Origin of the sequence: Marinobacterium sediminicola (assembly GCF_022343685.1) — a bacterium.
GTDB classification, from domain to species: Bacteria; Pseudomonadota; Gammaproteobacteria; order Pseudomonadales; family Balneatricaceae; genus Marinobacterium; species Marinobacterium sediminicola.
This window is the reverse complement of the sequence record NZ_CP092123.1, coordinates 2,978,151-2,997,951: the sequence shown is the minus strand read 5'-3', so window position 1 is coordinate 2,997,951 and position 19,801 is coordinate 2,978,151. Positions and strand designations below refer to the sequence as shown.

Here is a 19,801-nt window from a genome sequence, read left to right as displayed (position 1 = left end):
AGGTTCAGGCCCAGCGATCCAGTCCTTCCTCGTTGATCAAAATACGGATCAGGTCAGTACGGCAGACGATGCCTTGCAGCTTGTCTTCAGCGCTGATCACCGGTACCGCTGTAATCGCATAGCGAACGAAGCTTGCGGCCAGGCTAGTGACGGGAGTATCCGGTGAGGCGACGACCATCTGTTTGTGGTAGGCCTGGCTGATGCTGATGGGTGAGTCTGTCCCATGGCGAATAACGTCCTCCCGTGACAGCAGACCAAGTGCACGCTGCTCACCATCAATCACTACCAGATGGGACACTTCATGGGTTCTCATCAGTTCCCAGGCCTGCCTCAAGCTGGTTTCCAGCGGTGTTGTCAGCACAGGGCTGGACATGATTTGTGCCGCTTTGAGCACCGGGCGCTGCGGTGTGCTCGGTGTTGCCCCACTCTTCTGATAGGTTTTGTAACCGCTGCTGCTTTGCTGAGGAGCCTCGAAGCGCTCGCGCGATAGTTCGATCCGCTTTTCCAGGTCCTGTTGCTGGCGAACAGGATCATCACTGCCGGGAACGGCTGCATTGGCTTGACTGGCGCTCATCGCTTCGACGCCCCGTTGACGGAACAGGGAATCTACAGGCGTCTGGATACGATACCCCTGGTCATATATCACAAGCGCCATAACGTACTACCTCCGCTATTGCACCGGATAAACCCGGCCTATTCTGATTATAGCGTCTGCCGAATCAGATTCTTGATAGTAAAGCGAGCCGGGTTGAGAATGTTCGCCAGCTCAGCTTCCAGTGGCAGGGGCGCTCCGCTGATCAGAGCGGCCACCAACTGGGCACTTATTGGACAGCTGATAAGGCCTTTTGATCCATGCCCCGTGTTGACGAACAGGCCTGGCAGCAGGGGGGGAGGTGTATCAAATGGCCAGCGAGCATCGTCACGGAGTTTGGCATAGGTGTCGATGAAAGCCGGCAGATCCGGAACCGGACCGACCAGCGGCAGGTAATCAGCGCTGCTGCAGCGCAGGGCAACACGGCCCTGCAACGGCTGTGCTGTCAACTGGCTGCCGAGCCGAGGCAGTGCGCGGCACAGAATATCAAGGTTGTGTCGATGCTCTTCTTCACGAACCTCAAGGTCGGTATCCCGAAGTTTGAAAGATGCGCCGAAGCAGTAACGCCCGTTCAGTGGAGGCGAGATGTATCCTTCTCCACACACGACGGTTTTCAGTGGTCTGGCATCATCAGGCTGGTCGGCCTGGCTGGTCTGGCCACGGATCGGCTTGAGGGGCAGATGGACCAGTTGCTCGAATCTCAGTGCTTCATTGGCACAGCAGACCACTACGTGACTGGCCGAGAAGGAGGTTCCGTCCAGCAACCAGCCATTGTCGGCTAGCTGCAGGGCCTGCACCTGAGTGTTGTAATGACACTCGATCAAAGGGTGATCAAGCAGGTGGCGGCAGAAAGTCGGTGGGGACACCCAGCCGGCATCAGGAAAAAACAGCCCGGGGTAGGGACAGTCCTGTCCGGTCAGCGCACTGGCTTCCGCCTCTGAGGTCATGTGTACCAATGAATGGGGATAAGCTCCCGTGTCCACCAGCTGCTGCTGGCGTCTGTACTCCTTGTCACTGGTCGCCAGCTGGAGCACACCGCACAGCTGGCCAATATCCGCCTGCAGGTGATGTAACTGGCGTATCAGGCCTGCCGTGTAACTGAGGCCGGCGAGATGAAAACGACTGTGTGCCGTTGGTTTGGCAGGCAGTTTGGCGTAGAGGGCACCCTGAGGGTTGCCAGAGCCTTCCAGAGCTGGTTCAGGCTGCCGTTCGAGTACGTGCACCCGGTAGCCAAGATCTGCCAGAGCGCGAGCGGTACTGGCCCCGGCCAGCCCCGCGCCAATGACAACGACGGGCTGCTTGCGGGTATCGGGCACAGGACGCTGGAACCAGATCGGTTGGCTGTCGGGACTCCCCGGCAGAGGATCAGCCATGAAGGTGCCACTGATCATCTCCCGCTTGCGACCGAAGCCCGGTACCTTGCGAATTTCAAAGCCAACGGCCTGCAGACCTCGACGGACAATACCGGCGGCGGTGAAGGTGGCACAGGTAGTGCCAGGGCGACTCAGGCGTGCGATCTGCATGAAGAGCTGATCATTCCAGAGCTCAGGATTCTTCGCCGGAGCAAAGCCGTCGAGAAACCAGGCATCCACACGAGCATCCAGCTGTGGCAAGGTCTCCAGTGCGTCGCCGAGTAACAGGGTCAGCAGCACACGGCCCTGATCAAGTCTCAGGGTGAAAAAACCGGGCACCGGCTCGGGATAGCTCTCGATCAGCTGTGCTGCACCCTCGGCAAACTGTGGAAAGGCCGACAGGGCGCGTGCCAGATCCTCTCGCGTCAGTGGATACTTTTCACAGGAAATGAAATGCAGCTGACCCTCACGCGGGGCCTTCTTCAGCCATAGTGCTCGAGCACAGAGAAAATTGAGCCCGGTACCGAAGCCGGTTTCAGCAATGACAAAACTGCCGTGATGATGGGCAGCAAATCGTTCTTCCAGGTGGTTGGCATTGAGGAAAACGTGCTCGGTTTCCGCGACACCTCCCTCACGGTTGAAATAGATATCCCCGAACTGTTCTGATTCGGGAATGGATTCCTGCCACTGCAGACGCGCGGTGGAGAGTTTTTCAATCATGATCGGCAGGCTTGGGCGGTTGCTGCTCGCGCGCGCACTCCATCAGATGCTGGGAGCGGGTACGTCGAAGGGCGCGGTTCTCATGGTGTAATGCAGTTTTGGCCAGCATGTGGGCCGTGATGGGAGCCGTGATCAGCAGAAACAATGTAATCAGCAGCTCATGCAGGCTCAGATACCCCTGATTGTTCGTCATCATCACCATGGAGGCGATCAAAATACCGCCCATGCCCACTGTTGTCGCCTTGGTCGGTGCATGCAGACGGGTGTAAAAGTCAGGCAAACGGATTAGACCGATGGAACCGACCAGCACGAAGATGCCACCGATCAGCAGTAGAATGGTTATCAGCAGTTCAACCCAGAAATTCATCTCAGTTCCTATTCAATGATGTCGCCACGCAGCAGGTATTTGCAAAGGGCCACGGTACTGACGAAGCCGAGCATTGCAATCAGCAGGGCCGACTCGAAATAGAGATTGGTGCCCATATGCATACCGTAGAGCAGGATCAGGGCGATACTGTTGATATACATGGTATCCAGCGCGAGGATACGGTCAGAAAGATCCGGCCCGCGCAGCAAACGCCAGAGGTTGAGGATCAGCGCCACGCAGAGTATGCCGCTGACGATCAGGATAGCGGTGTTCAGCATGCAAAGATCTCCTTGAGCGGGGCTTCGTAGCGGGACTTGATGGTCTCGATCAGGGCCTGCTCGTCGGTCAGGTGCAGGGCGTGTACATACAGCCAGCGGCGATCTTCAGACAGCTCGGCGCTGACGGTTCCCGGTGTCAGCGAGACGGTACTGGCCAGAATGGTCAGCGGCAGTTCTGAGGTCAGTTCCAGAGGCACGGCGACAAATGCGGGCTGGAGTTTGCGCATGGAGCCCATGACCAGCAGTGCAACCTCGACGTTGGCGACCACAATATCGCCCAGTACCCGCAGGACATAGCGGACCGCTAGGAGCGGACGGCGTACGACTGGCTGAGGTATCTGCAACGGGGCACACAGCAACGGAATAGTCAGCGCCAGAAAGGCCCCCAGTACCAGATGACCTGGGGCTGCACTATTGTTCAGCAGCAGCCAGACCACGAACAGCAACAGGCTGTGAACCGGCATCGGCAACCAGCGAAAGCGTTTCATGACTCACCTCCCGGCAGCAGCAGATGAAGTGACTCCGGAACCTGATGCAGCTGTTCGGCTGCAGCCGCCGTGTAATCAGTAATCGGGCCGCCCAAAACCACCATCAGCGGGGCACCCAGCAGCAACAGAGCGACGGCGGCAATGTGCCAGCGTGATGCCGGTTCGGACTGTGATTTATCGCTGCTGCGACGCCAGAAAAGGGTCGTGCCGCCACGGGACAGAGCGATGATGGCGATCAGACTGCTAAGCAGTATACCCGGCCAGGCCCAGAACATTTCGGTCCCGCTCTGTGCAGCCTGCAGCAGCATGACCTTGCCGACAAAGCCCGAGAACGGCGGGATACCGGCAACTGTCAGTGCGGCAACGAAGAACATGATTCCCAGCAGAAACGGCTGGCGTACCTTACGCGACATCACGAAGCGATCACCGGCCTTGCCTCGCTGGTGACTGATCAAATCGGCAATCATGAACAGGGCTGCACATACCAGGGTACTGTGGACCAGGTAATAGAGGCCTGCGGCCGTGGCTTGCTGATTCATCAGGGCGACTGAAATCAGCAGCGTACCGACGGATACGATCACCAGGTTGGCCGTCAGTTCGCGCAGGTTGGGGCTTGCCAGTGCACCGATGCTGCCCGCCAGCAGAGTCAGCAGGGCCAGCGGCCAGATCCAGGGCTGCGCCATGAATGCCAGGTCACCGGCATTGGCACCGAAGATTACGGTATGGACACGGTAAATACTGTAGATGCCCACCTTGGTCATAATGGCAAACAGGGCCGCCACCGGCGCGCTGGCAGAGGCATAGGTACGGGTCAGCCAGAAGTGAAGCGGCAACATCGCAGCCTTGAGGCCGAATACGGCGAGCAGCAGCAGGCCACCGGCCTTGGCCAGCACCTTCTCGCCTTCAGAAAGGGCTGCGACCTTGGTGGACATGTCGGCGATGTTGAGTGTGCCCAGGGTGCCGTAGAGGATGCCGAGCGCGAACAGGAACAGGCTCGAACCGAGCAGGTTCAGCGCTACGTAGTGAAAGCCCGCCTGGGTCTTCTGCTTGCCGCCGCCGTGAATCAACAGCGCATAGGAGGCAATCAGCAGTACTTCGAAGAACACGAACAGGTTGAAAATATCACCGGTCAGGAAAGCACCGTTGATCCCCATGACCTGTAACAGCACCAGTGGGTGGAAATAGGCTCCGGTGCGGTCGTCACCGGCACAGGCATACAGCAGGGATGCCAGACCCAGCAGAGAGGTCAGCATCACCAGCAGGGTTGATAGCCGATCGGCCACCAGAACGATGCCATAAGGGGGCTGCCAGTTGCCCAGCACATACAGCTGGATGCCTTCAGTCTGGCTCTGTTGCAACAGCAGCACGGCGCTGAGCAGGGTCAGTGCCGCGACGACCAGTGCGCCCAGGCGTTGCCGCTCCAGCGTGGTTGCCAAAGGTGGTAGCAACAACAGCAGACCGCCGATCAAAGGTAACAGGATCGGCAGAATGGTGAGGTGTTCGCTCATGCATGCTCCTTCTTGCGGCGCGGCTTCGCTTCAGGCTGCGGCGGCAGGCGACCATCCACATGGTCGTTGCCCAGGTCTGCACGGGCTCGCATCGCCAGAATGACGATAAATGCGGTCATCGCAAAACCGATCACGATCGCGGTCAGTACCAGCGCCTGAGGCAGCGGGTCGGTATAGCTGAAAGACGTGCCGAGGATGGCGGCGCCTTCCAGCTTGAGACGGCCACTGGAAAACAGGAACAGGTTGACGGCATAGGAGAGCAGGGTCAGTCCCATCACCACCGGGAATGTGCGTCCCCGCAGGCACAGGAACACGCCCGAGAAGGTGAGCAGGCCGACACAGGCGGCATATACAGCTTCCATTATTCAGACTCCGGCTGAGTAGGACGATGGCTGGTCGTAAGCTTGCCCAGGTTGGCAAGAATCAACAGAGTGGCGCCGACTACGGTCAGGTAGACGCCCAGGTCGAAGATCATGGCACTGGCCAGCTCGAACTCTCCAATCCAGGGCAGATGGAAGTAGTCGAACCAGGAGGTCAGGAACGGGCGTTCGAAAACCCAGCTGCCGAGACCAGTCAGGGCGGCGATCAGAACACCGCTGGCAATCAGCCACTGGTAGTCGATTTTCAGACGCTCTTTGATCCAGTCCACACCGTGGGCCACGTACTGCTGAACCAGCGCGACCGAGGTCACCAGACCGGCGATGAAGCCACCGCCCGGCAGGTTGTGACCACGCAGGAAAATATAAACCGAGACCAGCAGGGCCAGCGGCAACAGACTCTGTGAAATGACGGCCAGCATCACTGGGTGACGATCACGGGCCCAGGGCCGACCATTCTCGTCACCTGCCGGCATGAACAGGCGCATGCGGGCAATCAGCTTGAAAATACCCAGGGCGGCGATACCCAGCACGGTAATCTCGCCCAGAGTATCGAAGCCACGGAAGTCCACCAGAATGACGTTGACCACGTTGGTGCCGCCGCCTCCGGTTTTGCTGTTGGCGAGGAAGAAGTCGGAAATACTGGTTAACGGTCGTGTCATCAGTGCATAGTTGATGGTGCCGATAATCCCGCCGATGATGGCCGCTATTCCCAGATCACGCACCACCCTGCGAGGCGAAGACTCCTTCGGCGTTTTCTGAGGCAGGAAAAACAAGGCCAGCATCAGCAGGATCACGGTGACCACTTCGACCGAGAGCTGGGTCAGAGCCAGATCAGGGGCAGAGAAGCGGGCAAAAGCAATCGATACGATCAAGCCGACCACAGACAATGTCAGCAAGGCAATCATGCGCTTGCGGTGCCAGATCATGGTGGCCAGCGCGCTGAGGCACAGCAGAACGGCTGCCGTTATCTCAACGGCATCGATCGGCAAGTGCGGCCGCAGACCTGCGGTGGTATTCAGATCCATCAACGGCCCGGCAGTCAGCACCAGCGCGAACAGCAGCAACAGAACCATGTAGCGCTGCAGGGAGCCGTTCTCAAACACCTTATGGGCCTCAGTAGCGCCTGCTACAAGGGACTGGATCAAGCGCTCGAACACCAGCTTGGCATCGGTTTCAGGGAACTGTGCCTGGAATTGAAACAGGTGGCGTCGGTTGTAATAGATGACCAGGCCACCCAACATGGCGATCAGGCTCATCACCAGTGGCAGGTTAAAGCCGTGCCAGATGGACAGGCTGTATTCAGGCAGGTTGCCGGCCAATACGGCAGACGAGGCTGAGGCCAGCAGATCGCCGACGATAAATCCCGGGAAAATGCCCACCAGCAGACAGAGCGCTACCAGAACTTCCACCGGGATGCGCATGTAGCGCGGCGGTTCATGTGGTGTCTTGGGCAGGTCGATCGGCTCTCCATTGAAGAAAACATCATGAATGAAACGGGTCGAGTAGGCGACAGAGAATACGCCGCCCAGCGTTGCCAGCACCGGTACCATCCAGGAGAGGGAGCCCAAGGCGACCTGGTGCAGGGTTTCGGCGAAGAACATTTCTTTCGACAGGAAGCCGTTGAGCAGAGGCACACCTGCCATGGATGCCGCCGCGACCATGGCCAGCGTGGCGGTATATGGCATGTATTTCCACAGGCCGTTCAGCTTGCGCATGTCGCGAGAGCCGGACTCATGGTCGATGATGCCGGCGGCCATGAACAGGGAGGCCTTGAATGTGGCATGGTTGATGATATGAAACACGGCGGCGACAGCGGCCAGCTGTGTATCCATGCCCAGCAACAGGGTGATCAGACCCAGATGGCTGACGGTTGAGTAGGCCAGCAGGCCCTTGAGGTCGTGCTTGAACAGCGCGATGTACGCGCCCAGCAGCAGAGTGGCAAGGCCGGTCAGGCTTACAATCAGGAACCAGAGTTCGGTACCGGAAAGTACCGGGTAAAAGCGTGCCATGAGGAATATGCCGGCTTTGACCATGGTAGCCGAGTGCAGGTAAGCACTCACCGGGGTCGGCGCGGCCATTGCGTGGGGCAGCCAGAAATGGAACGGGAACTGGGCCGATTTGGTAAAGGCACCCAGCAGCACCAGCACCAGCGCGATTGGGTAGGCGGCATGCTCTCTCAGGGTATCGCCGCTGGCCAGTACCACATCGAGGTCGTAACTGCCGACGATCTGGGCAATCAAAAGCAGGCCAGCCAGCAGCGCAAGGCCACCGGCACCGGTGACGGTCAGGGCCATGCGGGCACCCTTGCGGGCGTCACTCTTGTGATTCCAGAAACTGATCAGCAGGAAGGAGCTGATGCTGGTCAGTTCCCAGAACAGCCACAACTGAATCATGTTATTGGACGTAACGATGCCCACCATCGCCGTCATGAACAGGATCAGGTAGGCGTAAAATCGTGACATCGAGTCCTGTTGTGACAGGTAGTAGCGGGCATAGAGGATGACCAGCAGACCGATGCCAAGGATCAGAATACAGAAGAGTAACGCCAGACCATCAAGCCGGAAGGACAGGTCCAGTCCCATGGCAGGGATCCAGCTGAAGCTCTGCAACAGCGTGTTCCCCTGCAACACCTCCAACGACAGGTTAAGCACTATGGCCAGTGCAATGGCAGGGAGTATTGCCGTGAACAGGGCGCAGGCGCTACGCCCGAAACGTTCACTGAGCAGGGGAACCAGGGTGCCAAGGAGTGGCAGTAGCGGGATCCAGAATAAGCTCATCAGCGGGTCGGGCTCCGGTCGGTCTTAGTGAACATGTATTAGAAACGAATGATATTGTCTCAAGGGAATGCCCTTTTATACCGTTTGGCACAGCAGGCGTCTACCGTTGACAAGACGGACAGGACACGACCTCCGTACCCTTGTCGAACTCAGGTACGGAGGTCTGAAGTGGCTGGATTCAGAACAGCAGAGACTGAACGGTGTCCAGTATCTTGGCTTCGGTCCAGGGTTTGGTCAGGTAAGCCGAAACACCAGCGGCCTCGGCTTCGCCGCGGTGCTTGTGGGTCGACCTTGAAGTGATCATCACGACCGGGATATTACTGAACTTGTCACTGTTGCTGATGATCGCCGACAGCTCCATACCGGTCATGCGAGGCATCTCCAGGTCCGTCAGGATCAGCTCGGGTGGATCGGAACGGACCTTGTCCAGTGCATCCAGACCGTCGATGGCGGTGGATACCTGATAGCCACTGTCGCTGAGCAATGTTGCCAGTGTCTTGCGAGCACTCAGGGAGTCGTCAACGACCAGCACATGAGGCAAGCGCAGTTCGAAAGTCGCATCCGACGATTCGTGGGTCGGACCCAGAATGGAGTCGCGGTCAAGGATGCGTGCCTGGAGGTCGATGATCGGCGCGACATCACCGTTGGCGAGGATGGTAACCCCCGGAACACCGGCAATATCCGGCAGGTGTTCGCCCAGAGACTTGAAGACCAGCTCTCGGTGCGCCAGTACCTCTCGTACCAGCACTGCCGCCTTGCGACCATGGTCAAGGGTGACCATCAGTACCGGGTGGATACGGGTGTTGTGGTAGTCCTTGGACGGTTCGCCGATCAGGCTTTCAAGCGTGTAGGCGGGATAGATACCTTCTTCGGTACTGAAAGTCAGGCCGTTATCGGTCTGTTGCAACTCACCATCCAGCGACAGCATGCTCTGTTCGACTGTGTGACTCGAAAGCGCAAACACTCGCCGGCTATCGGAACGTACCAGCAGTGTGTGCACCAGCAGTGACGATGCCGGCATTGAGAGTTCGAAACGACTACCCTGGCCCTGCGTGGAGTCGATGTTCAACGACCCCTGCATTCGGGTGACCTGCTGATACACGACATCCATGCCGATGCCGCGACCGGATAGCTGACTGATCTCGTCTCGGGTCGAGAAGCCCGGTACCAGAATCAGACGCTGGATGTCTCGATCACTGAGTTCGGTATCGGGGCTGATCAACCCCTTGCGCTCGGCGATATCGCGCACGCGCGCAAGGTTGATGCCGGCACCATCGTCTTCGCAGCTGACATGAACCTTGCCGTTCTGCTGACTGAAACGAATGGTCAGTGTTCCGGTTTCGTCCTTGCCGGCTTCGAAACGCAAGTGGGGCGTTTCCAAACCATGGTCGACCGCGTTTCGGATGATGTGCATCAGGGGGTCGGCCAGCTGGTTGAGGATCTGGCTGTCCATCATCACATCCTCGCCCTCGATCACCAGCCGAGCTTCCTTACCGGCAGCGCTGCAGGCCTGGCGCATGATGCGTTGCATACGAGAACTGATTGTTTTGACGGCAACCAGTCGGGTATGCAATACGTTATCCAGAGACTCTTTTTGCAGGTTGCTCTGGCGCACGTGAAGTTCTGCCAGCTGGCGCAGCTGGTGATCCGCTTCATGATCCACTTCACGCACGTCCGCCACCGCTTCCTGCAACTGTGACAGTGTGGTGTGCATGGTGTTGTAGCGGTCCATCTCCAGGGGGTCGAAATTACTGTCACCCTCATGGAGATGATTGTTCAGTGTGAAGTGGTCCTGCAGCTGTTGCTCAAGATCAAACATCACCTTCTGCAGTGCACGCTGACGTTCTCGGTTGGAGCGACTGAGTCGGCGCAGCTGTGTCAGGGTGTCTTCAAACTGCGCATTCAGCGTGCTGGATTCACCCGCGATACGGAACAGGTTGTCGAGGATGCTCACCGGGATACGCAGGTGAGCATGTTCCTTCTCGCCTTCATGGCCGGCAGAGGGTGCCGGTTTGGGAGCGGATTTGGTTTTCGCAGGGGCTGGTTGAGCAGCCTTGTCGGCTTCGGTCAGTGCTTCGGATGCGCATTCGACGCCCTCGGTCTGCAGACGATAGAACCAGGTCATCATCTGCTGGAGTTCATGCTGGGCGTTGTCCGGTGCATCGGATGACTCGGTGATGCTCTCGCTCATTTGAGCCAGGCAGTCAGACGCCTCGGTCAAATCGTGGGTCAGGCGGCTGCCGGGGAACATCTTGGCATTGGTCAAGACCTCGAGAATATCCTCAAGGTGGTGGGTCAGATTGGCCAGGCCTTTGATGCCGGCCATGTTGGCCAAACCCTTGATGGTATGCGCGGCACGCTGAGCGCTGAGCAGAGCGTCAGCTTCATGATCGACCAGAACCGCCTGCAGTTGCTGCTGGAATTCCTCGACCAGCACCGGCAGCTCGTCGTACAGCATCTCCATCAATTGAGGATCGATATCGTCGCTGACGGCCAGGCTGACATCTTCCGGTGTGGCGGTTTCACATTCGATGTCATCCGGGGACTGGATGCTGGCCAGCGCCAACAGGCCGGAGATAAAGGCCGCCTGCTGAGCGTCAGCGTGGATCGGCAGGCACTCATCACTGATGGCATCGATCAGATCTTCCCGAATCCCCTTGTCAGCCAGAGCATCCAGATGCTGATGAATCGCCTGTAGACAGGCGTTGAAATGCAGGCACTGCTCGTCCCCGAATTCCTCCGGGTGTTGGCGGAACCAGGCGAGGTTACGGCTCAACCCCGTCAACAGCAGATGCAGGCCGTTGAGCTGAATCGTGGTACAGGCTCGAGCCAAGGGGGTCAGTGCATCCTGACTGGCTTCCAGCAATGCGTCGGAACAGCTGGTTCCGGCATTTGCCCATTGCTCCTGCAACGCCTGCAGAGAGCCGATCAGCATGGTCAGTATGCCGGGATCGACCGATGGGCCCGCCTGTTCCAGCAAAGCCATGTCGATATCACAGAATGCCGGTTTTTCAACCGCAGTGGCTTCGTTCGGAGCTGTCTCCGGCTCTGCTGACTCCTGAGCGGAATCGGACGTAGATGGAAGAGCAAAGACTTCGTGCAGCAGCTCTCGCTGGCCCTCGATGTCGTCCTCATCCAGAGGCTCGGGCCAGTCCGGAGAGGCCAGCAACTGCAACACCGCTTCGGCGCTGCCCAGTGACTGGGTTTCGATCAGGTCGTGCAACAGCGGTTTGATCTGCTTGATCAGAGGAAGATCCAGATCATCACAGCTACAGATCAGTTCAGTGCTCAGTGCAACCAGATCCGCCAGCACAGGTGTGTCGCTGTCAGCCAGCGGCTCACTCAGGCCTGTGAGCATCTCAGCCAGCGATTCTGGCGAATCAGCCGTATCCAGAATGGACGCTGTATCCGCGTGTACCTGCGTGGAAGCTACCTGTTCAGATTCCGCAGGTAGATCAGGGGTATCCGAAACTGCTCGCTGAGAATCGCCGGCCTCTGAACCTTGTTCGTAAAACCCGTCGAGGAGCGCCCGCTGGTCAGCAATATCCTCGGCCTCCAGCGGCTCGGGCCAGCCATCGGCTCCGAGCAGGTCGATAACGGCGTAGGCATGATCACGCTCAGGGCTGTCGATCAGGGCCATCAATACGGATTTGGCGCGCTCGATGACGGGCAGGTCGAGGCTGTCACAGCTGCTGATCAGCTCGGTTGCCAAGGCGACCAGATCAGCCAATAGTGGGTTGTCCGATTCGGCCAGCGGCTCGTTGAGCTCGTTCAGCAATTCCACCAGCGCCTCGGGGGAGTCAGCATCATTCAATGGTGAGGCAGGCTCAGAATCGGCAGATGGCTCGATAGAGGGCGTCAAGGGCTCGGCTTCAATCGACTGAGGCTCGTCTTCGGTGTCATTAGCGGCCTGGTCGGTCGTGACGGCTTCGGTGAAGACCTCGTCAAGAAGCGCTCTTTGATCGGCGATATCATCAGCGTCCAGGGGTTCAGGCCAGTCATCATCCCCCAGCAGGTTGATAACAGCTGCCGCTGTGTCACGGTTTGGCGACTCGATCAATGCCAGAATGCGCGCCTGAGCTCGTTCAATGATTGGCAAATCCACAGTATCGCAGTGGCTGATCAGCTCGATGGCCAGAGCGACAAGGTCGGCCGGTAAGGGGTTGTCGGCTTCGGACAGCGGCTCGGCCTGAGCCGTCAGCTGTTCAGCCAGTTCTTCCGGAGACACCATGGCTTCTGCTTCTGCTTCTGCTTCTGCTTCTGCTTCTGCTTCGGCAAAGGCTTCGCTCAACAGCTCACGTTGACCTTCGATGTCTTCGGCATCGAGTGGTTCGGGCCAGCCAGTATCGCTCAGCAGGTCGATGGTCGCCTCGGCATTGGCACGGTCCGGTGTATCGATCAGGGCGAGCAATTGAATCTTGGCGCGAGCCAGAATCGGCAGTTCAGGATCGTCACAACTCTCGATCAGCTCGGTTGCAAGCGCCACCAGCTCGGCTGGTAGCGGGTTGTCCAGGTCTGCCAGTGTTTCTGCCTGCTGTTGTAGCGATTCAGTCAATGCCTGCGGCGTTTCAAACGGGGTATCAGCTTCTGCAGACTCGACAGGGGACTCGTCGTCGATGATCAAGTCACCAAGGTCAAACAGAAAGTCTTCCTCTTCATCAGGACTATCCACCGCCGTTGATGCTTCCATCTGGAGCAGGGCAGTCTCGTCTTCCTGTTCTCCCTGAGTGGTCTGCTCGACCTGAATCTGTTGCCAGTCTTCATGCAACAGCTCCGGTAGCGCTTCCAGATCCTCTGGGTCAAGCGGAGACTGCCAGTGACTGCCACTGAGTGCTGACAGGGTCGCTGACAGCTGCTCACCGGCTGGTTGAGCTTTCGCGACCGAAGGTATCAGGGATAAGAGCGTCAGCAGTTGCTGCTGCTGCTCGGCCGAGAGCACAGATGTTGGCTCTTCGGCTTCAAGCAACTCTGCTATTAGAGCCAGAAGGTCGGCGCTGCCGGACCAGCCGGCCTGGAAACAGGCGTCAGCCAGAGGGGGCAGCTGCTCAGTCAGCTGTGCTGGTTGAACTCCGGCGGTATTTCCCAACAGCCTTTCAACTGCAGCAAGTTGGGACTCCGGCTCTGACCATTGCGCCATGTCGGTCGTCACGCTTTACTCCGAATGCTGCAGTTTGAATACGCTGATGGAACGCTGGAGCTCATCTGCGGCGCCTACCAGGCGTTCAGACAGCTGCTTCTGCTGCAGCATTTCGCTGTTGGTCGCCTGGGTGAACTCATTGATACTGCCTGCACGCTGACGCAGGTTCTGAGCCAGCTTGGCCTGGCCTGTAGCGTTCTGCGCGATACGGACAACGGATTCAACCAGAGACTGCGTGGTTGCGCGGGTTTCTTCCATACGCTCACCGGCCTGCTCTGCCAGACGTGTGCCTGCGACTACATCCTCGATTACGGTGTTGATTACGTGGATGGTATCCGCAGTCTCGAGCTGGATGTTGTTGACCAGACTTTCAATCTCGGAGGTCGCTTCGCGGGAGTTCTCCGCAAGACGCTGTACCTCGTCTACTACCACCATCAGACCACGGCCGGCTTCACCGGCAGAGGCTGCGTGCATACTGGCGTTCAGGGACAGGATGTGGGTACGTTCTGAAATGTTGTTGATCAGGTTGATGATGCCGCCGATCTCCTGGGAACGTTCGCCCAGTCGCTTGATTCGCTTCTCTGCCTCGTGAATGGTCTGGCGAATCTTGTTGATGCTGTCGATGGTGGCAGACACCGACTCCTTGGCGTTCTCTGATGTGCTGATCGCTTTTTGCGAGGCACTGTTGGTGACGGCTGCCAGCTTGGCAATCAGCTGCATCGCCTGAATGGCGGAGTCGAGACCTTCGAGGGTTTCGTTGATCTCTTCCTGCTCTTTGGTTGCCTGTAGCAGCACGGCTTCAGACTGGGTTTTAACCTGAATGGAGGTGCTGTTCACCTCCTGGGTTACCGCACTGACTTCACGCAATACGTTTTCGATGGAGTTGGTCAGCTGGTTGATGGAGTCAGCAACTGCACCGGTGATGTCCTCGGCGACCGGAACGCGCACGGTCAGGTCACGCTGACTGATCTTGAACACGCTCTGGATCAGCTCGATGATGGACGCATTGAGCTTCTTGTTCTCGGCAGCCTGCTTGGCCAGCGCTTCCTCTTTTTCATCCAGCAGGGTATCCAGTACGGTAGCCATCTGGCCGAGCTCGTCCTTGGTCTCAAGGCGTGTACGGGCTTCGGTGTCACCGGCACGTACAGCGTCCACGGTATCCTGAATCCGCTGTACCGGGTCCAATACGCCGTACTTGGTGATCGCCAGCGCGATTGCCAAAGCAAGACCCAGTACCACCAGGGAAGCAAAGAACAGTTTGATCATCTGCGACATCGCCGCAGTTCGTGCCTGGCCATCCTGATCCGCATAGACATCGGTAAGCAGCTGCAGGCTGGCGTTCACTTCTCGCAGATCTGACAGCAGTGTGCCGAAGGTCTGCTGCATCAGCGCTGCCTGTATCGTGGGCGAAGCGCCCTGAGAGCGAACTTCAACCAATCGATTCATCTTGTCAGCCAGCCCGAGCGCGTCCAGTCGCTGCTGGATGTTCTGGCGATCCTCGTTGCTGCGCAGGCGTTGCATCAGCGATTTCAGGCCATTGTTAAAGTTCTCGGCCGCGACGGCGAATTCGGTCAAGTTCTTGTCGCTGGGCGACAGACGTGCCTCGGTCAGGGCCTGCTGAACATCCACCAGCATGAAGTCGAGGCGTGAAGTGTCTTCAGCCAGCTGGCGGGTCTGTCGGCTGACAGACTGCGACTGCTCATCGATGACGATGGTCTGATAGTAGGCCACGGCAATTGCGATGATGCCTGCGATCAGAAGCACACCGGAGATGGCGAACTTGATCCCCATCCGTATGTTCTGCAGTTCCCAGAAAAGAGGCATGTCTAGTTCCTTTCAGCAAAATGGACGGCTAAAGGTGTTATTCAAACAACGCAGCCGGTTGATAGAAGGTCTTTTTCAGTTTTATCAGCAGCTCCCGGTGATCAAGCTCGAACCAGGTCGTTTCCAGGGCTCGGTACTGCTCGCTCAGGAAGGGCTGAAGAGGCTTGGGGGCGGGAGATGCTTCGGCGTCAACCATGCCGAGCCGCTCAGGGTCGGTCACTACCGAGGGGATTTGCGTCAGCAGGAAACCCGCTGTATGGGGTTGCTGATCCAGCAGCAAAATCCAATAGGGTTCCCTCATATCGGTACGCTCCTGAGTTGCCAGATAAGGCAAGTCATAGACCGGTACCGTGTGGCCACGATGGTTGATGAAGCCCGCAAACCAGGGCGGGCTGTCTGGCAAGCCGCAGACAGGACTTCGGGATGCAAGCTCGGAGAAGGTGCCAGCTGTCAGCAGGTAATGCTGTCCGGCGAGCTCGAAACCGTGCCGAATCTCGTCAAAGCTGGGGCCGTCTTCCTGAGGGAGGCTAAGGGAAAAGGCAGGGCTGTCGGACTGGATCAGCTCATCCATCAAAGCAGCGCTCCCCTCAACTGAAAGCCTTAACCTGGTCCAGGATTTCCTGGTCAGTGTAGGGCTTGGCAACGATGGCACTGGCACCCTGCAGCTGGGCCCAGACGCGGTCGGCATCCTCGTGCTTGCTGGATACGATCACGACCGGGATGCCTTTGGTTTCGGCGCCGCTGGTAATCTGGCGACAGGCCGAGAAGCCATCCACCTCCGGCATGACGATGTCCATGAATATCAGATCTGGCTTTTCCTGCTCAGCCAGATTGATACCTTGCTGGCCATTGGCCCCGACGATGATCTCCGCACCTGTCGAAACCAGGATCTCGCGCAGCCGCTGCTGCTGTACCGGATCATCCTCTACGATCAGAATCTTGTTGACTGCCATGTGTGTATTTCCAGTATTCGCTCTAATTGATCCAGTCTTTATTTCTTGAACTCACTGACCCAGCGTGAAACACGCTTGATCACCTTCTGGAATTCCACGTGATCGATCGGCTTGGTCAGGTAAGTGGATGATCCTGCCATTATCCCCTTCACTTCGTCCAGAGGGGATGTTTTCGACGATAGCATGATAATGGGGGTTTTTTTCAGCCCCGGCATCTGGCGCAGTCGTGTGCAGGTTTCAAATCCGTCGATACCCGGCATCATGATGTCGAGGAAGATGAAGTCGTAGTGGTTCTTCTCGGCTTTATCCAGAGCGGTTTCGCCGTCATCGGCGAAGTCGATTTCCACCGGCTGATCCATGTGCTGCAGCTCTTTCGCCAGCATCTGTTGCATGGGGTGACTGTCATCAACCACCAGTACCGAGTAGCTGTCATCGCTGTGCTGTTCAGCCAGTTCGGCTTGCTGGCGTCTCACGGCTTCGATCTGGGCATCGTACTTGCTGAACGGATTATCCTTCTCGGCTTCAGCTTCAGTCGTGATGGTCTCGAGTGCCAGCTCCGGTTCTTCTTCGGCCAGAGTATCGACTGAGGTATCGATTGCAGCCTCTGCTGCGCCTGTCTCAACCGGTACTGCAGAAACGTCAGTTTCTTGACGCTCAACTGTTTGTGCAGATGTGCCCACAGCCGTACTTTCGACAGCCTCAGCAGCAATGACTTCTGCTACCACCGGTTCGCTTTGAGGCAGCGGCTCATAGGCTTCCAGTGTGCGCAGCACACGCGATGAAATAAATGGCAGCTTGATATGAGCCTGCTGGTCGCTGTCGGGCTTTTTCTTGTTAACAAGAATCAGTCTTTCCTGATAAGACTCAGGAAATTCTGCGACTTCACTATGGTCATCAAGGGTGTCCCCGAATACCAGCAGTACATCCGGCAGTTCCGCCGGTTCGAATGCAGTCAGAGACAGTGTCTTGCTCTTGGAGAGGGTCAGAATCTTTTCCAGCTTCTTGAGCTGATCTTCCGGGAAACCGATTGTCCCAATCTTCATGCGTCTTCCCTGTTCAGTAAGTCCGGGTAGCTCAGGCCCGCGGACGAGGGTAGGAATGGATGCATATTCAAGCACGTAAATAATGCAGTTCGGTTAAGGTTTTAGACCATCCGAACAGTGATGACAATAGCGTAACTTCATAAAAAGCCATTCTTTTGTTGTGTGTATGCTTATGGAGACGTCAGGGGCTTTTTTGGTAAAACGCATGTTCAGAAAAAAGGGTCTGGCAGGGGGTGGGGTCTGTCTGTCCGTGGGTGTACAGGGGTGAGGTTTTGTTGGTTTTTCAGGCAGGTAGGAGTCATGCCGGCATGACAGTGACGCTGTCATGTGTGCAGTGCATCAGGTAGGAGTAATGGGTGTGTGATGTGGATGGTGGGCCCACCAGGACTTGAACCTGGGACCAACGGATTATGAGTCCGCTGCTCTAACCAACTGAGCTATAGGCCCTAAAAAAGAGCGCCAATGATAGCATGTCCTGTCATTGGCGCAATATGATGAAATTAAACGATTATTCGTCGATAAACGTGCGCAGGTGATCGGAGCGGCTTGGGTGGCGCAGTTTGCGCAGTGCCTTGGCTTCAATCTGACGAATACGCTCACGGGTGACGTCGAACTGCTTGCCCACTTCCTCGAGGGTGTGGTCGGTGTTCATGTCGATACCGAAGCGCATGCGCAGGACCTTGGCCTCACGCGCGGTCAGGCCGGAGAGGATTTCACGAGTGGCTTCACGCAGGCCTTCGCCGGTTGCGGTGTCTACCGGTGAGGACAAGGTGGTGTCCTCAATAAAATCACCCAGGCTGGAGTCTTCGTCGTCACCGATCGGGGTTTCCATGGAGATCGGCTCTTTGGCGATCTTCAGTACCTTGCGAATCTTGTCTTCCGGCATTTCCATGCGTTCGGCCAGCTCTTCCGGAGTGGCTTCGCGGCCCATCTCCTGCAGCATCTGGCGAGAGATGCGGTTGAGCTTGTTGATCGTTTCGATCATGTGTACCGGGATACGGATGGTACGAGCCTGGTCAGCGATGGAGCGAGTAATCGCCTGACGAATCCACCAGGTGGCATACGTGGAGAACTTGTATCCGCGACGGTATTCGAACTTGTCGACCGCTTTCATCAGGCCGATATTGCCTTCCTGAATCAGGTCGAGGAACTGCAGGCCGCGGTTGGTGTATTTCTTGGCAATGGAGATAACTAGACGCAGGTTGGCCTCGACCATTTCTTTCTTGGCGCGGCGGGCGCGGGCTTCACCGATGGAAAGGTCACGGTTGACCTCTTTGATCTCGGCCAGCGTCAGACCCGTGTTTTCTTCAATTTGCAGCAGGCGGCGCTGTGCGCGCTGCAGGTCGGACATGTGGCGACCAATGGCGGCAGCGTAAGGCTTGTTGCTGTTGGCCAGTTCTTCCAGCCATGCGTGGCTGACTTCATTGCCGGGGAAGCTCTTGATGAAATCGGGGCGCGGCATCTTGGCGCGCTGCGTACAGATGCGCATGATGCTGCGCTCCTGCTTGCGGATATTCTCGACACAGTCACGTACACGCTCAACCAGCAGGTCGTAGTAACGCGGGGACAGCTTGATTGGCGCAAAAGCGTTAGCCAGTGCCATGGCTGCGAATTCGATCTCGTCCGCTGAGCCATTGCGGGCAACGGTTTCGTTGAGCTTGTCCAGGCATTCCTGAATCAGGCCGAAACGCTGGCGTGCTTCTTCGGGGTCCGGGCCGCGCTCCTTGTCGTCACTGGAGTCGCTGTCCTTGTCATCATCGTCATCATCGTCGTCATCGCGGTCGTCCTGGTCATCATCGTCCAGGTCGACAGGTGCATCAGTCTCGTCTTCCGGTACGTCAGCATCAGGGTCGATATAGCCGCTGAAAATGTCGCTCAGGCGACCTTCTTCCTGCAGTACCTGATTGTAGGCATCGAGAACGATATCGACGCTGCCCGGGAAGCGTGACAGGGCCATCATCACTTCACGGATGCCTTCCTCAATCCGCTTGGCGATATCAATTTCACCTTCTCGCGTCAGCAGCTCAACGGTACCCATTTCACGCATGTACATGCGGACCGGATCAGTGGTGCGACCGGCATCGGATTCTACTGCAGCCAGTGCGGCTACGGCTTCGTCGTCGGCTTCGTCGGCTGAGTCGCCGCCGCTCAGCAGGAGGTCTTCGGCATCCGGTGCTTCTTCAGCAACACGAATACCCATGTCGTTGATCATGCGGATGATGTCTTCGACCTGATCCGGGTCGGCGATGTCCTCCGGCAGGTGATCGTTAACCTCGGCATAGGTAAGATAGCCCTGCTCTTTGCCTCGGGCGATCAGTTCCTTAAGACGAGACTGCTGTTGGGATGTGTCTGACATAGAACCCCTGCAACGAATGAATGCTG

Annotated in this window: 14 protein-coding genes and 1 tRNA gene; all 15 read right to left on the bottom strand. The window is 57.5% G+C overall.

The annotated features are described in order from the left end of the window. Nucleotides 1-4: 4 nt before the first annotated feature. The gene (locus LN244_RS13685; RefSeq protein ID WP_239040335.1) at nt 5-655 is read right to left on the bottom strand and encodes a CBS domain-containing protein; all 651 of its coding nucleotides are present in this window, start codon (nt 653-655) and stop codon (nt 5-7) included. A gap of 47 nt (nt 656-702) precedes the next feature. Then, the gene (gene mnmC, locus LN244_RS13680) at nt 703-2,664 is read right to left on the bottom strand and encodes a bifunctional tRNA (5-methylaminomethyl-2-thiouridine)(34)-methyltransferase MnmD/FAD-dependent 5-carboxymethylaminomethyl-2-thiouridine(34) oxidoreductase MnmC (protein WP_239040334.1); all 1,962 of its coding nucleotides are present in this window, start codon (nt 2,662-2,664) and stop codon (nt 703-705) included. Beyond that, nucleotides 2,657-3,031: a Na+/H+ antiporter subunit G gene (locus LN244_RS13675; RefSeq protein ID WP_239040333.1), complete on the bottom strand. Its 375-nt coding sequence runs from the start codon at nt 3,029-3,031 to the stop codon at nt 2,657-2,659. Before LN244_RS13675 ends, mnmC begins: the two co-directional genes overlap by 8 nt. Before the next feature lie 8 nt (nt 3,032-3,039). Further along, entirely contained in the window at nt 3,040-3,309 is a 270-nt protein-coding gene (locus LN244_RS13670) for a K+/H+ antiporter subunit F (protein ID WP_239040332.1), read from the bottom strand. Next, nucleotides 3,303-3,797, bottom strand: coding sequence for a Na+/H+ antiporter subunit E (locus LN244_RS13665; protein ID WP_239040331.1), 495 nt, complete (start codon nt 3,795-3,797; stop codon nt 3,303-3,305). The genes LN244_RS13670 and LN244_RS13665 overlap by 7 nt, the downstream gene beginning before the upstream one ends. After that, on the bottom strand, nt 3,794-5,305 hold the full coding sequence (locus LN244_RS13660; protein ID WP_239040330.1) for a monovalent cation/H+ antiporter subunit D: 1,512 nt from the start codon (nt 5,303-5,305) through the stop codon (nt 3,794-3,796). The genes LN244_RS13665 and LN244_RS13660 overlap by 4 nt, the downstream gene beginning before the upstream one ends. Beyond that, nucleotides 5,302-5,667 (bottom strand): Na+/H+ antiporter subunit C, encoded by a 366-nt coding sequence (locus LN244_RS13655; protein ID WP_239040329.1) that lies wholly within the window; start codon nt 5,665-5,667, stop codon nt 5,302-5,304. The genes LN244_RS13660 and LN244_RS13655 overlap by 4 nt, the downstream gene beginning before the upstream one ends. Further along, nucleotides 5,667-8,462: a monovalent cation/H+ antiporter subunit A gene (locus LN244_RS13650; RefSeq protein WP_239040328.1), complete on the bottom strand. Its 2,796-nt coding sequence runs from the start codon at nt 8,460-8,462 to the stop codon at nt 5,667-5,669. Before LN244_RS13650 ends, LN244_RS13655 begins: the two co-directional genes overlap by 1 nt. A 178-nt stretch (nt 8,463-8,640) precedes the next feature. Continuing rightward, nucleotides 8,641-13,611 (bottom strand): hybrid sensor histidine kinase/response regulator, encoded by a 4,971-nt coding sequence (locus LN244_RS13645; protein WP_239040327.1) that lies wholly within the window; start codon nt 13,609-13,611, stop codon nt 8,641-8,643. Nucleotides 13,612-13,614: 3 nt separating this feature from the next. Further along, entirely contained in the window at nt 13,615-15,423 is a 1,809-nt protein-coding gene (locus tag LN244_RS13640; RefSeq protein WP_239040326.1) for a methyl-accepting chemotaxis protein, read from the bottom strand. Nucleotides 15,424-15,460: 37 nt separating this feature from the next. Next, entirely contained in the window at nt 15,461-15,994 is a 534-nt protein-coding gene (locus LN244_RS13635; RefSeq protein ID WP_239040325.1) for a chemotaxis protein CheW, read from the bottom strand. Between the two features lie 16 nt (nt 15,995-16,010). Beyond that, nucleotides 16,011-16,376, bottom strand: coding sequence for a response regulator (locus LN244_RS13630; protein WP_239040324.1), 366 nt, complete (start codon nt 16,374-16,376; stop codon nt 16,011-16,013). Between the two features lie 38 nt (nt 16,377-16,414). Next, the gene (locus tag LN244_RS13625) at nt 16,415-17,419 is read right to left on the bottom strand and encodes a response regulator (protein WP_239040323.1); all 1,005 of its coding nucleotides are present in this window, start codon (nt 17,417-17,419) and stop codon (nt 16,415-16,417) included. Between the two features lie 370 nt (nt 17,420-17,789). Further along, nucleotides 17,790-17,866 (bottom strand) — tRNA-Ile (locus tag LN244_RS13620). A 61-nt stretch (nt 17,867-17,927) separates the two neighbouring features. Further along, nucleotides 17,928-19,775 (bottom strand): RNA polymerase sigma factor RpoD, encoded by a 1,848-nt coding sequence (gene rpoD, locus LN244_RS13615; protein WP_239040322.1) that lies wholly within the window; start codon nt 19,773-19,775, stop codon nt 17,928-17,930. Nucleotides 19,776-19,801 lie beyond the last annotated feature (26 nt).